Source organism: Thauera sedimentorum (assembly GCF_014489115.1).
Classification (GTDB): Bacteria; Pseudomonadota; Gammaproteobacteria; order Burkholderiales; family Rhodocyclaceae; genus Pseudothauera; species Pseudothauera sedimentorum.
In genome coordinates this window covers 1,013,281-1,026,947 of record NZ_JACTAH010000001.1, presented here as the reverse complement: position 1 = coordinate 1,026,947, position 13,667 = coordinate 1,013,281, and the positions used below count along the sequence as shown (strand labels likewise).

At 70.2% G+C, this 13,667-nt stretch carries 17 protein-coding genes; 4 read left to right on the top strand and 13 right to left on the bottom strand.

Features of this window, described 5'->3' with window-relative positions:
- Positions 1–11: 11 nt before the first annotated feature.
- From IAI53_RS04610 to IAI53_RS04560, 11 genes are all read right to left on the bottom strand, one after another.
- Entirely contained in the window at positions 12–587 is a 576-nt protein-coding gene (locus IAI53_RS04610) for a HupE/UreJ family protein (protein ID WP_187716950.1), read from the bottom strand.
- Positions 588–618: 31 nt separating this feature from the next.
- On the bottom strand, positions 619–1,242 hold the full coding sequence (ureG, locus tag IAI53_RS04605) for an urease accessory protein UreG (RefSeq protein WP_187716949.1): 624 nt from the start codon (positions 1,240–1,242) through the stop codon (positions 619–621).
- Between the two features lie 123 nt (positions 1,243–1,365).
- Positions 1,366–2,073 (bottom strand): urease accessory protein UreF, encoded by a 708-nt coding sequence (locus IAI53_RS04600; protein ID WP_187716948.1) that lies wholly within the window; start codon positions 2,071–2,073, stop codon positions 1,366–1,368.
- Positions 2,074–2,084: 11 nt separating this feature from the next.
- Positions 2,085–2,570, bottom strand: a complete 486-nt coding sequence (gene ureE, locus IAI53_RS04595; protein ID WP_187717957.1) for an urease accessory protein UreE — start codon at positions 2,568–2,570, stop codon at positions 2,085–2,087.
- A gap of 101 nt (positions 2,571–2,671) precedes the next feature.
- Positions 2,672–4,381 (bottom strand): urease subunit alpha, encoded by a 1,710-nt coding sequence (gene ureC / locus IAI53_RS04590; RefSeq protein ID WP_187716947.1) that lies wholly within the window; start codon positions 4,379–4,381, stop codon positions 2,672–2,674.
- Positions 4,381–4,686 carry an urease subunit beta gene (locus IAI53_RS04585; protein ID WP_187716946.1) on the bottom strand — a complete coding sequence of 102 codons (306 nt, stop codon included), beginning with the start codon at positions 4,684–4,686 and terminating at the stop codon, positions 4,381–4,383. The genes ureC and IAI53_RS04585 overlap by 1 nt, the downstream gene beginning before the upstream one ends.
- Positions 4,687–4,700: 14 nt before the next feature.
- Positions 4,701–5,003, bottom strand: coding sequence for an urease subunit gamma (gene ureA / locus IAI53_RS04580; protein WP_187716945.1), 303 nt, complete (start codon positions 5,001–5,003; stop codon positions 4,701–4,703).
- A 150-nt stretch (positions 5,004–5,153) separates the two neighbouring features.
- Positions 5,154–6,038, bottom strand: coding sequence for an urease accessory protein UreD (locus IAI53_RS04575; RefSeq protein ID WP_187716944.1), 885 nt, complete (start codon positions 6,036–6,038; stop codon positions 5,154–5,156).
- Between the two features lie 161 nt (positions 6,039–6,199).
- Positions 6,200–7,498 carry a TRAP transporter large permease gene (locus IAI53_RS04570; protein WP_187716943.1) on the bottom strand — a complete coding sequence of 433 codons (1,299 nt, stop codon included), beginning with the start codon at positions 7,496–7,498 and terminating at the stop codon, positions 6,200–6,202.
- Positions 7,499–7,505: 7 nt separating this feature from the next.
- A complete protein-coding gene (locus IAI53_RS04565) occupies positions 7,506–8,024 on the bottom strand; it encodes a TRAP transporter small permease (RefSeq protein WP_187716942.1) in 519 nt (172 codons plus the stop codon).
- 127 nt (positions 8,025–8,151) lie between these two features.
- Positions 8,152–9,141 carry a TRAP transporter substrate-binding protein gene (locus tag IAI53_RS04560; protein WP_187716941.1) on the bottom strand — a complete coding sequence of 330 codons (990 nt, stop codon included), beginning with the start codon at positions 9,139–9,141 and terminating at the stop codon, positions 8,152–8,154.
- A 147-nt stretch (positions 9,142–9,288) separates the two neighbouring features.
- Between IAI53_RS04560 and IAI53_RS04555 the strand changes: the two genes are divergently transcribed.
- The 4 genes from IAI53_RS04555 to IAI53_RS04540 are packed head-to-tail and all read left to right on the top strand — an operon-like array spanning position 9,289 to position 12,447.
- On the top strand, positions 9,289–9,831 hold the full coding sequence (locus IAI53_RS04555; protein WP_187716940.1) for a winged helix DNA-binding protein: 543 nt from the start codon (positions 9,289–9,291) through the stop codon (positions 9,829–9,831).
- Between the two features lie 18 nt (positions 9,832–9,849).
- Positions 9,850–10,608, top strand: a complete 759-nt coding sequence (pxpB, locus tag IAI53_RS04550; protein ID WP_187716939.1) for a 5-oxoprolinase subunit PxpB — start codon at positions 9,850–9,852, stop codon at positions 10,606–10,608.
- Entirely contained in the window at positions 10,605–11,648 is a 1,044-nt protein-coding gene (locus IAI53_RS04545) for a 5-oxoprolinase subunit C family protein (RefSeq protein WP_187716938.1), read from the top strand. The genes pxpB and IAI53_RS04545 overlap by 4 nt, the downstream gene beginning before the upstream one ends.
- Positions 11,649–11,670: 22 nt before the next feature.
- Positions 11,671–12,447 (top strand): LamB/YcsF family protein, encoded by a 777-nt coding sequence (locus IAI53_RS04540; RefSeq protein WP_187716937.1) that lies wholly within the window; start codon positions 11,671–11,673, stop codon positions 12,445–12,447.
- 65 nt (positions 12,448–12,512) lie between these two features.
- Here the strand turns inward: IAI53_RS04540 and IAI53_RS04535 are convergent, their stop codons facing one another.
- Together IAI53_RS04535 and IAI53_RS04530 are read right to left on the bottom strand one after the other, a co-directional pair.
- Positions 12,513–12,989: an REP-associated tyrosine transposase gene (locus tag IAI53_RS04535; protein ID WP_187716936.1), complete on the bottom strand. Its 477-nt coding sequence runs from the start codon at positions 12,987–12,989 to the stop codon at positions 12,513–12,515.
- A 120-nt stretch (positions 12,990–13,109) separates the two neighbouring features.
- Positions 13,110–13,565: a universal stress protein gene (locus IAI53_RS04530; RefSeq protein ID WP_187716935.1), complete on the bottom strand. Its 456-nt coding sequence runs from the start codon at positions 13,563–13,565 to the stop codon at positions 13,110–13,112.
- Positions 13,566–13,667: the final 102 nt, after the last annotated feature.

Below are 13,667 nucleotides of genomic sequence, written 5' to 3'. Positions count from 1 at the left end.
GCCGGAAGGTTTCAGGCCCCCAGGAACACCGCCCCCGCGCCGGCGATCAGTGCGCCGGCGGCGCGCTGCAGACGCTGCGCCCACAGGCTCTGCGGCAGCCAGCGGCCGACCAGATAGCCCGCAGCGTGCAGCGCCGCGGTGGCCAGCGCGAAGCCGGCGGCGTAGGCGGCCAGCGTGCCCTCGCCCATCTCGGCGTGGTGGGCATGGCCGTGGAACAGCGCGAAGCCCGCCACCAGCGGCAGCGCGGCGGCCACCGGCAGGCGGGCGGCGAAGGCGATCAGCAGGCCCAGCACCAGCACCGAGGCGGCGATGCCGGCTTCCACCGCGGGCAGCATGATGCCCAGCGCGCCCAGCCCGGCACCGGCCAGCATCGCCAGCACGAAGCTTGCAGGCAGCGCCCAGCGCTGGCGGCCGGCCTGGCGCGCGGCGTAGAGGCCGACGGCGAGCATGGCCAGCAGGTGGTCGGCGCCACCCAACGGGTGCGTGATACCGGAGAAGAAGCTGGCGGATTCGTGGCCCGGATGGGCGGCGGCGGCGCCGGCCCACAGGGCGAGGCCGGCGGCGGTGGCGAGACGGGCGATGTTCATGTGCGCTCCTTGGTGAGAGGTGATTGGGCGTTCAGGCCGCCGCGGGCAGCAGCAGGCCCTGGCGTTCGATGAAGTCGATGATCTCGGCCAGGCCCTGGCCGGTCTTCTGGTTGCTGAAGACGAAGGGACGCTCGCCGCGCATCTTGCGCGCGTCGCGGTCCATGACTTCCAGCGAGGCGCCGACCAGCGGCGCGAGGTCGATCTTGTTGATCACCAGCAGGTCGCTGCGGGTGATGCCGGGGCCGCCCTTGCGCGGGATCTTGTCGCCGGCCGACACATCGATGACGTAGAGGGTCAGGTCGGAGAGCTCCGGCGAGAAGGTCGCCGCCAGGTTGTCGCCGCCGGACTCGACGAAGATGATGTCCAGCCCCGGGAAACGCCGGTTCAGGCGGTCCACCGCCTCCAGGTTGATCGAGGCGTCCTCGCGGATCGCGGTGTGCGGGCAGCCGCCGGTTTCCACGCCGATGATGCGCTCCGGGGCGAGCGCCTCGTTGCGCACCAGGAACTGCGCATCCTCGGCGGTGTAGATGTCGTTGGTGACCACCGCGATGTTGTACTTGTCGCGCAGCGCCAGGCAAAGCGCCAGGGTCAGGGCGGTCTTGCCGGAGCCGACCGGTCCGCCGATGCCGACGCGCAGGGGTTGGGTGTTGTTCATGGGGTACGACTCCTTCGGTTTGCAGGAGCGGCCTTGGCCGCGATACGGTCTGTAAGGACACCCACTACCGCATCGCGGCCAAGGCCGCTCCTACGGGTCCGGTTCGGGTATTCATTCGTGTCTCTACGAGCGGAACAGCCGGGTGTATTGGGTTTCGTGCCGGCTGCTGGCGATGGCCAGCGCGGGCGAGAAGTTGCTCCAGGCGCCGCGCGGCAGCACCAGCGCGCGCTCGGCCACCGCCGGGATGCGCTCGCCCAGCGTGGCCAGCAGACGCTGCCCGGCGCTTTGTCCCAAGGGCACCGCCTTGACCGCGGCCATCACCTGATTCTCCGCCCAGGCCCACAGGTAGGCGGCCACCGCCTCGCCCGGCGGCACCTGCCAGGCGGCCGCGGCAGCCGTCCACGCGGTGGGAAAGGCCGGTTCTTCGATCGCTTCCAGCCGATCCACCCAGCCGGGCAATGCCGCGAAAGCTGGCAGACCGGTGAGCAGGCGGACCAGCGAGTACCCCATCTGCACGGTCTCGGCGCGCAGCTCGGCGGTTTCCCGGCTGGCGAGGAAGTCGGCGTTCAGTGCGGCGACCTCGGCCAGTGCCTCACCCGCCTCCGCACCGCCCTCCCCGGCCTGCGCCCAGGCGGCGAGCAGGCGGGCGGCGAGCGGCGCTTCGAAGGCGCCGGTGCCGTGTTCGAGCAGGTCACCGATCCAGCGCGCGGCATCGGCCTCGGTGCGCACGGTGCCGGCCTCCACCGCCCATTCCAGGCCCTGCGAATAGGTGTAGGCACCCACCGGCAGCGCGGGACTGACCAGTTGCAGCAGGCGGACGAGCGGCAGCATGGCGTGCGATCTCAGTAGCTGCCGCCCATCACATGGATGCGCGCGGCGCTGGAGCCTTCGCCCGGATGCTGGTGACCATGCGCGTAGGCGCCGGCTTCCGGCTCGAAGGGCGCGGTGACCGCGGTCACCGTGGCGCCCAAACCGGCGAGCATGCCTTCCAGCACGTGGTCGGCCTGGATGCGCAGCCAGCCTTCGCCCAGTTCCACCGCGACGTGGCGGTTGCCCAGGTGGTAGGCGGCGCGGGCCAGTTCCAGCGCGTCGGCGCAGCGCACTTCGAGCAGCTCCTCGGGGGCGGCGAGCACTTCGACGATGCGCCCGTCGGCCGCGGCGAGCTTCATGCCGCCGCGCAGGATGGTGCCGCGCGGCAGGAACAGGCCGACCTCCTCGCCGGACTTCAGGGTGGCGCGCAGGCGGCTCTTGGTACGGTATTCGAAGGACAGTTCGAGGTGCTCGCTGGCCACCGCGTGGCCGGTGTACAGGGTTTCGATCAGCAGCATGGCGGGGTTCCGGACAGTGGTGTCGGCAGGAATGGCGCTGGCGGGTGCGGTCGCGGCGCTTGCCGGGGCATGGTGAGTGGTCAGCATGGTCGTTCTCCGGTTCAGAAGAGGAAGTAGCGCTGCGCCATCGGCAGCTCGGCGGCCGGCTCGCAGGCGAGCAGCTCGCCATCGGCGCGCACCACGTAGGTTTCCGGGTCCACCTCGATCTGCGGGGTGGCGCCGTTATGCACCATGTCGGCCTTCTGCACGGTGCGGCAGCCGCGCACCGCCTCCAGCGGCTTGGACAGCCCCAGCGCAGCCACCGCCGGATTGGCCAGCGCGGCCTGCGAGACGAAGGTAAGCGAACGCGAAAGCGCCTTGCCGTAGCTGGCGAACATCGGCCGGTAGTGCACCGGCTGCGGGGTGGGGATGGAGGCGTTGGGGTCACCCATCGCCGCCGCGGCGATCGCCCCGCCCTTGAGGATCAGGCTGGGCTTGACGCCGAAGAAGGCCGGGCGCCACAGCACCAGGTCGGCGAGCTTGCCGACCTCGATGGAGCCGACCACATGCGCGATGCCGTGGGTGATGGCCGGGTTGATGGTGTACTTGGCGATGTAGCGCTTGATGCGGAAGTTGTCCGCACCGCCGCTGGCCGCATCCTCGGGCAGCGCGCCGCGCTGCACCTTCATCTTGTGTGCGGTCTGCCAGGTGCGGGTGATGACCTCGCCCACCCGGCCCATGGCCTGCGAGTCCGAGGACATCATCGAGAAGCCGCCCAGGTCGTGCAGGATGTCCTCGGCGGCGATGGTCTCGCGGCGGATGCGGCTCTCGGCGAAGGCCACGTCCTCGGCAATGGCCGGATCGAGGTGGTGGCACACCATCAGCATGTCGAGGTGCTCGTCGATGGTATTCACCGTGTAGGGCCGAGTCGGGTTGGTGGAAGACGGCAGCACGTTGGGGCGGCCGATCGCCTTGATGATGTCCGGCGCGTGGCCGCCGCCCGCGCCTTCGGTGTGGAAGGTGTGGATGGTGCGGTCCTTGAAGGCGGCGATGGTGGTCTCGACGAAGCCGGATTCGTTGAGCGTGTCGGTGTGGATGGCGACCTGCACGTCGTAGTCCTCGGCCACGGAGAGGCAGTTGTCGATGGCCGCCGGGGTGGTGCCCCAGTCTTCGTGCAGCTTCAGGCCGATGGCGCCGGCCTCGACCTGCTCGCGCAGCGGCTCGGGCAGCGAGGCGTTGCCCTTGCCGAAGAAGCCCAGGTTCATCGGGAAGGCCTCGGCCGCCTCCAGCATGCGGTGGAGGTGCCAGGGCCCCGGCGTGCAGGTGGTGGCCAGCGTGCCGGTGGCGGGCCCGGTGCCGCCGCCCAGCATGGTGGTCACCCCGCTCATCAGCGCCTCCTCGATCTGCTGCGGGCAGATCCAGTGGATGTGGCTGTCGATGCCGCCGGCGGTGAGGATGAGCCCCTCGCCGGCGATGACCTCGGTGCCGGCGCCGATGGCGATGGTGACACCCGGCTGGATGTCCGGGTTGCCGGCCTTGCCGATGGCCTGGATGCGCCCGTCCTTGAGGCCGACATCCGCCTTGACGATGCCCCAGTGGTCGACGATCAGCGCGTTGGTGATCACCGTGTCGGCCACTTCGGCGGACACCTTCTGGCCCTGCCCCATGCCGTCGCGGATCACCTTGCCGCCGCCGAACTTCACCTCGTCGCCATAGACCGTGTAGTCGTGCTCGACCTCGATCCACAGTTCGGTATCGGCCAGACGCACGCGGTCGCCGGTGGTGGGGCCGAACATTTCCGCGTAGGCGCGGCGGGATATCTTCGTGCTCATCAGAGTTTCCCCATCACCTGGGCGTTGAAGCCATACACCACGCGCTCGCCGGCGAGTTCCACCAGTTGCACAGTGCGCGCCTGGCCGGGCTCGAAGCGCACCGCGGTGCCGGCGGCGATGTCCAGCCGGCAGCCGCGGGCGGCGGCGCGGTCGAAGTCGAGCGCGGCATTGGTTTCGGCAAAGTGGTAGTGCGAACCGACCTGCACCGGGCGGTCGCCGGTGTTGGTCACCGTCAGGCTCACGGTGGCGCGGCCGGCGTTGAGTTCGATCTCGCCCTCGCGGGTGAGGATTTCTCCGGGAATCATCGCTGCACGCTCCTTCAGGGGATGGGGTGATGCACGGTGACCAGCTTGGTGCCGTCCGGGAAGGTGGCCTCCACCTGGATCTCGGGGATCATCTCCGGCACGCCGTCCATGACCTGCTCGCGGGTCAGCAAGGTGGCGCCGTAGCTCATCAGCTCGGCCACCGTGCGCCCGTCGCGCGCGCCTTCCAGAATGGCGCAACTGATCAGCGCCACCGCCTCCGGGTAGTTCAGCTTCACGCCGCGCGCGAGGCGGCGCTCGGCCACCAGGCCGGCGGTAAACAGCAGCAGCTTGTCCTTCTCGCGGGGGGTCAGTTCCATGGGTTCTCCTCGTTTCTTAGTTGTGCGTTCCAGACGCGCGCCCTGCCCCGTAGGAGCGGCCTTGGCCGCGATGCGGCGCTCGGCTCAACAAAGGCCGGATCGCGGCCAAGGCCGCTCCTACGGGCGCGTCATGCGCAATCTCGCCTGACACTAGGTACTCCATATCCGCGGCTTCTCGGCCGCGCGGCCGGCGAGCGCCGGGCGCAACACCTGCCACAACGCACGCAGCCAGTGCTGCCCGGCTTCGGCCTGCGGCCCCAGCCAGCGCGCTACCAGCAGCCCGGGCAGCAGGGTCACGCCGCCCTCGCCTGCAGCGGGCGGGATCTCCCGGCAGGCATCGCGCAGCGCCTCGTCCACTTGCGGGCTGGCGGCCAGCAGCGTGCCGACCACCGGCTGGCCGGCGAGCCCGGCGGGGGAATCGAGCAGCGCGCCGCCGCCGTCGATGCGGCCGGCTTCCAGCCACAGCGGACGGCCGTCGCGGCTGATGCGGGTGGACAGCGCCAGCGCGCCGCGGTTGAAGCGCTCGCCGGAACCGGTGCGGCCCAGGCACAGCATCTCGCTGCCGATGAAGCAGGCGTCGCCGGCGAGTTCCACCGCCAGGGTCTGCTCGCCCAGCGCACCGTCATAGACGATGCTCTCCTGCGGCAGCCATTCGCACAGTGCGCCGGCGGCCAGTTCGATGCGCTGGTCGAAGCGTCCCGGCGGCGTATCGCCACCGGCCGAGCGATACCACTTGCCGGCGCCGGGCGTGGTCAGCAGTACGTGGGCGCCCTCGCCCAGCGTGGCGGAGAAGTTCAGATGGTCGCCGCCGACGATGCCGGCTGGCGGATGCACCAGGATGGTGTGGCACACCGCCTCGCCTTCCGGGTAGAGCGGGCGCTGCACCACCAGGGGGCCATGGTGGCGGCGTGCGGCGAGCAGGGTGCGCGCGCCGCGGCGCCGGTACTCGAGCGCGAGCGCGGCATGCCAGCCGGCGCGGGCTGGCGTGACGGCGGGCTGGGCGAGGAGGTCCGGGCGCTCGGTGACGGCGTTCATGCCGGCTATTTAGCAATCGGCGCGCCAGATCGTCTAAATGCTTTCAGATCAGCATCTTGCCCTCAATAACCAGCCACTCCAGATGCAAAACGGCCCGCAACGCAAGCGCCGCGGGCCGTTCATGCACCATTGCAGTGCACACCTTCGGGTCGTGCCCGGTTTCAGCCCATCATATGGGCGGGGAGCCAGGTCACCAGGCCGGGGAACAGGTAGAGCAGCACCACCGCCAGCACCATCAGCAGGAAATACGGCAGCGCGTAACGCGCGATCTCGGTGATCTGCTTGCCGGTGAGCCCCTGCAGCACGAACAGGTTGAAGCCCACAGGCGGGGTGATCTGGGCCATCTCCACCACCACCACCACGAACACGCCGAACCACAGCGGATCGATGCCCGCCGCGTGGATGGTGGGCAGCAGCACCGCCATGGTGAGCACCACGATGGAAATGCCGTCGAGGAAGCAGCCGAGCAGCACGAAGAATACCGCCAGCGCCACCAGCAGCATGCCCTGCGACAGGCCGAGCGAACCTATCCATTCGGCCAGATGGCGCGGCAGGCCGATATAACCCATGGCCAGGGTCAGGAAGGCCGAACCGCCGAGGATGAGCGCGATCATGCAGTACAGCCGGGTGGCGCCCATCAGCGCATCGATGAAGCTCTTGCGGGTGAGCGACTTCTGGCTGGCGGCGATGATCAGGCTGCCGACCACGCCGATCGCCGCCGCCTCGGTGGCGGTGGCGATGCCGGCGTAGATCGAGCCGAGCACGCCGCCAATCAGCAGAATCACCGGGATCAGGTTGCGCGAGGCGCGCAGCTTGCCGACGAAGTTGGTGCGCAGGTCGGCCGGCGGGATGCGCGCATGGTTCAGCAGCGACCAGCCCACCACCCAGCCCATGAACAGCCCGGCGAGCAGGATGCCGGGCAGCACGCCGCCGATGAACAGCTTGGCGATAGATACGTCGGCCGACACGCCGTAGACGATCATGATGATGGACGGCGGGATCAGCAGCCCCAGCGTACCCGCGCCGGCCAGCGTGCCCAGCGCCATCGACTCCGGGTAGCCGCGGCGGGTGAGCTCGGGCAGCGCGATCTTGCCGATGGTCGCGCAGGTGGCCGCCGAGGAGCCGGACACCGCGGCGAACAGCGTACAGCCGATGATGTTGGTGTGCAGCAGGCGGCCCGGCAGGCGCTCCAGCCAGGGCGACAGGCCCTTGAACATGTCCTCGGAGAGCTTGGTGCGGAAGAGGATCTCGCCCATCCACAGGAAGAGCGGCAGCGCGGTCAGCGTCCAGCTGGAGTTCGCCCCCCAGATCGCGACCGCCATGCCGTCGCCCGGCGCACGCGGGGTGAAGCCGAGCGTGCCGAGGATGCCGATGGCCATCAGCGCCAGGCCGATCCACAGCCCGCCGGCCAGCAGCGCCAGCATCAGGCCGATCAGGAGTGCAGCAATGGTCAGTTCCATGTCCGGCTCACTCCATGCGCACGGCTTCGCCGCCGGCCGTGGCCAGGCGTCGCGGCTCGCGCCCCAGGGTGGCGAGCACCAGGTCGTCGACTACTGCGATCAGCAGCACCAGCGCGCCAAAGGCCATCGACAGCTGAGGGATCCACAGCGGCGTCGCATCGACGCCCTGCGAGATCTCCTCGAACTCGTGCGATTGCCAGGCCAGGCGCACCGAGTACCAGGCCAGCATGGCGACCACCGCGGTGGCCGAGGCCAGCGAGAAGCATTCGAGGGCGCGGCGCAGGCGCGGGCCGGCACGCTCGATGACCAGGCTCACGCGAATGTGCTCGCCGTGCTTGAAGGTGTAGGCCAGCGCCAGGAAGCCGCAGGCGGCCATGGCGTAGCCCGCGTAGTCGTCGGTGCCGGGCAGGTAGATGCCCAGCGGCCGGCTGACGATGCCGGCGGACACCATGACGAGCGTGGCGACCATGCCGACCGCGGCCAGTGCGCCGGACAGGCGGTAGAGGGAATCGAGGAACGCTCTCATGGCGGACTCCTGACAGATGAACCAAGAAAAAACGCGTAGGAGCGGGCTTGCCCGCGATAGCGGCGTTCATCGCCGCACCCAAGCGGCGGATCGCGGCCAAGGCCGCTCCTACAGGGGGGCGGTCGCGTTACCGGGCCGCGCGGTAGGCGTCGAGAATCTTCTGCCCGTCGGCGCCGGCGCGTTCCACCCACTCGGCGGTCATCTTCTCGCCCACCTTCAGCAGCTCGGCCTGCAGCGCGTCGGAAGCCGGCAGCACCTTCATGTTGTTGGCCTTGAGCTGGGCAACGTACCAGGCAGTCTTCTCCTCGGAGACCTTCCAGCCGCGTTCTTCGGCGGCGGCGGCAGCCTTGCTCACCGCCTGCTGGGTGGCGGGATCGAGCGCGTCGAAGGCCTTCTTCGACACGAACACCACGTTCTTCGGCAGCCAGGCCTGCACGTCGAAGAAGTAGTCGAGTTGCTCCCAGCTCTTGGAGTCATAGCCGGTGGACGAGGAGGTGATGTTGGCCGACACCACGCCGGTGGACAGCGCCTGGGTCAGGTCGGCGGCCTGCACGGTCACCGGCTGCGCGCCCATCAGTTCGATCATGCGGGCGACGGTCGGGCTGTAGGAGCGGATCTTCACGCCCTTGAGATCGGCCATCGAACTGAGCGCGGTCTTGGAGTAGATGCCCTGCGGCGGCCAGGCCACCGAATACAGCAGCTTCAGGCCGTTCTTCGCCAGGCGGGCTTCCACCGCGGCGCGCGAGGCCTGCCACAGCTTGAGCGAATCGGCATAGCTGGTGGCGAGGAAAGGCACGGTATCGAGCGCGTAGAGCGCGTCCTCGTTGGCCAGGCTGGAGAGCAGCACTTCGCCGATCTGCGCCTGCCCGGCCTGCACCGCGCGCTTGATCTCGTTGGCCTTGAACAGCGAGCCGTTCGGATGGACGGTGATCTTCAGCTTGCCACCGCTGGCCTCGGCGACCTCGTTGGCGAACTGCTGGATGTTCTCCGTGTGGAAGTTGCTGGCCGGGTACGGGGTGGGCATGTCCCAGGTGGTCTGCGCCTGCGCGGCGCCGCCGACGCCGAGCGCAAGCATGGAACAACCGAGGGCCTGCAGGATGCGGTGCTTCAGGTTCATCGTGTGTGTCTCCGGAAAAGGGCTTGTAGGGGTGTTCTCGCACGTGAAACAGAACGACGAAACCGCCTCGACGGATGCGTCGCTGTTGAAAGATTGGGATTTCGTCTATAAATTGTCAAGAATTCGTAAACGTATCGTGAGAAAAAAATGAGCAAGCCGACGCTGACCACCCCCGCCGCGGACAGCAGCCGCATCGTCTCCTCGCAGCATCTGGTGTCGCCCAAGTCGCCGGAACTGTCGGAGCTCGAGTTCGGCCTGATCATCGCGTGGCACGCCTTCGCGCGCTGGATGATGCGCTGCATGACCGCCGCCGGCGTCAAGGACATGACGCCGATCGACGTGCTGGTGCTGCATCACGTCGCGCACCGCGACAGCGAGAAGCGACTGGCCGACATCTGCTTCGTGCTCAACGTGGAGGACACCCATGTGGTGTCCTACTCGCTGCGCAAGCTCGCCGGGCTGGGCCTGGTCTCCAGCGCCAAGCGCGGCAAGGAAGCCTTCTTCGCGGTCACCGACCAGGGGCGCGAGATCTGCCTCGCCTACCGCGACGTGCGCGAGGCCTGCCTGATGCCCGGCTTCACCGGCACGCCCGAGGACAACGCGCAGATCGGCGAACTCGCCCGCCTGCTGCGCACCCTCTCCGGGCGCTACGACCAGGCCGCGCGCGCGGCCTCGACTTCGGTGCTGTAAGCGCCCACGGGGCCGACCATGACCATCCGCATACTCGACGCTGGCGACGCCGCGCTCACCATCGAGTTCGGCGACGCCATCGACCCGCGCCTGCTCGCCGCGGTCAATGCGCTCGACGCCGCCATCGCCGCACGCCAGGCCGCCGGCGGGCTGGCCGGCGTGATCGAGACCATGCCCACCTTCCGCTCGCTGACGGTGTTCTTCGATCCGCTGGCCACCTCGCGCGCCGGGTTGCTCGCCGAACTGCAGCCGCTCTTCGCCGCCGCCGAACACGCTGCGCCGCCGGCCGGGCGGCGCTGGCGCCTGCCGGTGTGCTACGAAGGCGAGGCCGCCCCCGACCTCGCCGACACCGCGCGCGCCATCGGCCGCAGCGCGGACGAGGTCATCGCGCTGCACAGCGGCAGCGAATACCTGGTGTACATGCTCGGCTTCCTGCCCGGCTTCCCCTTCATGGGCGACCTGCCCGAGGCCCTGCGCCTGCCGCGCCGCACCGAGCCGCGGGTGCGCGTGCCGCCGGGCAGCGTGGCCATCGCCACCGGCCTGACCGCGATCTACCCCTGGGAGAGCCCCGGCGGCTGGCATCTGCTGGGCCGCTGCCCGGTGCCGCTGTTCGACGCCACGCGTGCCGCGCCCTCGCTGCTCGCCGCCGGCGACCGGGTGCGCTTCGAGCCGGTGACGATGGCCGAATACGAACGCCTCGCCGCCGCACTGGCTGCCGGCGAGATCGATCCGCAGCGCTGGCTCGTCGCCGCAACCGCAAACGAGACCGGGACATGACCGACACCGCCCCCCACATCGAGATCCTCGCCCCCGGTGCCTACGCCTCGCTGCAGGATGCCGGCCGGCGCGGCTGGCGGCGCATCGGCGTGCCCTGGGCGGGCGTGCTCGACGTGCGCCTGATGCGCATCGCCAACACCCTGGCCGGCAATGCCGAGAACGCCCCGGTGATCGAATGCTTCGACGGCGGCCTGCATCTGGCCGCGCGCGGTGGCGCGCTGCGCGTGGCGGTGGCGGGCGACGCCGCGGTCGAACTGGAGTCCGGCGGCGAACGCCGCCCGCTGGCCGCCTGGCGCTCGGTGACGCTGAACGATGGCGAGCAGCTGCGCATCCGCCGCATGAACAGCGGGCGCATCGCGGTGGTCGCGGTCGCCGGGCTGGCCGTACCGGCGGTGCTGGGCAGCGCCGCCACCTATCCGCGTGCGCTGCTCGGCGGCTTGGATGGTCGCGCGCTGGCTGCCGGCGCCCGCCTGCCGGCCGCAGCCCCCAGCGGCCTGGAACGGGTGCTCGGCACCCCGCCCGCCGACGACGACGGCCCGCTGCGCGCCATGCCCGGCCCGCAGGACGACCACTTCAGCAGCGAGGCGCTGGAGACCTTCTTCTCCGCCGACTACCGCGTCAGCGCCCAGGCCGACCGCATGGGCGTGCGCCTGGAAGGCAGCGCGCTCGCGCACCTCGGCGCGCGCGAGATCATCTCCGACGCCACCGTGCCCGGCTCGGTGCAGGTACCCGGCAACGGCCTGCCCATCGTGCTGATGGCCGACGCACAGACCGCCGGCGGCTACCCGAAGATCGCCACCGTAATCGGCGCCGACCTGCCGCGCCTGGCGCAGTGCCGGCCGGGCGACACGCTGCGCTTCGCGCGCGTCGACGCCGCCGCCGGCGGAGCGGCCGCGCGCGAGCGCGAAGCCGCGACCCGGCGCCTGCTCGCCGCCATCCGCCCGCTCGCCGGCGGCATCGACCTCGCCGCGCTGTACGCGGCCAACCTGGCGGGCGACGCGGTGCACGCGCTCGCCCCGGAATACCGCCCGCTGAACTGACACCCGCCCGCAGGAGCACGCCATGAACAAACGCATCAATCTCAATGCCGACCTCGGCGAATCCTTCGGCCCCTGGAAGATGGGCGAGGACGAGGCGCTGCTGCAGGTGGTGGCCAGCGCCAACATCGCCTGCGGCTTCCACGCCGGTGACCCGCTGGTGATGCGCCGCACGGTGCGCACCGCGCTGGATGCCGGAGTCAGCCTGGGCGCCCACCCCGCCTGGCCGGACCTGCAAGGCTTCGGCCGACGGCAGATGAAGATGGCGCCCGCCGAGCTGGAGGCGATGGTGATCTACCAGATCGGCGCACTCGCCGGCATCGCCGCGGCCGAAGGCAGCCGGGTCACCCACGTCAAGCCGCATGGCGCACTGAACAACCAGGCCTGCGAGGACGCCGCGCTGGCCGACGCCATCGCGCGTGCGGTCAAGGCCGCCGACGCGGCACTGATCCTGCTCGCCCCCGCGCTCTCCGAACTGCACAAGGCGGGCGAGCGCGCCGGACTGAGGGTGGCCGCCGAAATCTTCGCCGACCGCGCCTACACCGACGCCGGCACCCTGGTGCCACGCGGCCAGCCCGGCGCAGTCATCCACGACCACGACGCGCTCACCGCCCACGTGCTGCGCATGCTGGACGCGGGCGGCATCGTCACCGTCGGCGGCCGCACGCTGCCCTGCCGCATGGACAGCATCTGCGTGCACGGCGACACCCCCGGCGCAGTCGACAGCGCCCGTCAACTGCGCGCCGCGCTGCAGGCGGCGGGCTGGCAGGTGGTGCCGCTACCGGAAGTCCTCGACCTGTAGGAGCGGCCTTGGCCGCGATACGGCCGTGGTTCTCCCGCAGACCGCAATCGCGGCCAAGGCCGCTCCTACAGGGGCTGCAGCCAGACGGCATCCCAGTGGGGGTAGTCCCGCACGGACCCGGCCAGCCCCGCCCGCAAGGGGTTGGCAACGATGTAACGCGCGATCTGCGCCATGTCTTCCTCCCGTCGCAGCGCATGATCGTGGAAGCCGGGTTGCCAGAGTGCGCAATCGCCCGGCACGCCGGCCGCATTGATGCGGCGCGCGCTACTGGACTTGAAGCGCCTGACGAGGGCGGAAAGGTTCGCGCTGCGGAGTGCCAGCAGCCAATGCAGGTGATCGGGCATCAGCACGAAAGCCAGGGTTTCGCACTCGCCCGCGGCATCGCAGGCGCGTAGCTCACCAATTGCCAGACGCGCCAGGGTCAGATCAGCGAATACGGGCCGCCTGCGACGGGTGACCGTGGTCACCAGATAGACACGTCCCGGCTCGGAAACACGGCCATGACGCAAGCGTTTCGCATGGGGGAGTGAAGATGCGTACATGCGCGGCATTCTCAATGCCAATCGCATGCACCGCAACCCCCTGTAGGAGCGGCCTTGGCCGCGATACGCCCTTGGTTCTCCCGCAGACCGCAATCGCGGCCAAGGCCGCTCCTACAGCAGCTATTCGTCCTTTTCCGGGGGGAACAGCAGCACCGGCCGCCCCGCGGCGCGCAGCACCGCTTCGGCCACGCTGCCGTGCAGCAGGCGGCTGAGGCCGCTGCGGCCGTGGGTGCCGAGCACGATCAGGTCGGCGGACCAGTCGGCGGCCTGGGCGACCACGGTCTCGTCCACCTTCTGCTCCTTGGTTTCCACCGGCAGCAGCACGCCGTCGGCGTCCACCGTGGCTTCGCGGGCGCGCGCCACCGCGGCGTCCACCAGCGCCTGGCCGGCGTTCATGCGCTCGGCCGACTGCTCGGACCAGTTTACGAACTCGGCGTCGCGCGCCAGGTCGGCCAGATCCAGCACATGCAGCACGCGCAGCTGCGCGCCGGTCACCGCGGCCAGCTCGATGGCCTTGCCGAGCGCATGCCGGCCCGGTTCGGTATCATCCATTGCCACCAGGATGCGTTTGAACATGGCGCCCTCCGCGCGTGCGTGTCGACGCTTTCGATGGTAGCCCAGCCGCCGCCGGCCTGGAAAGCCGCCGGCCGGGGACGCAGCCAGCCACATCCGCGGAGA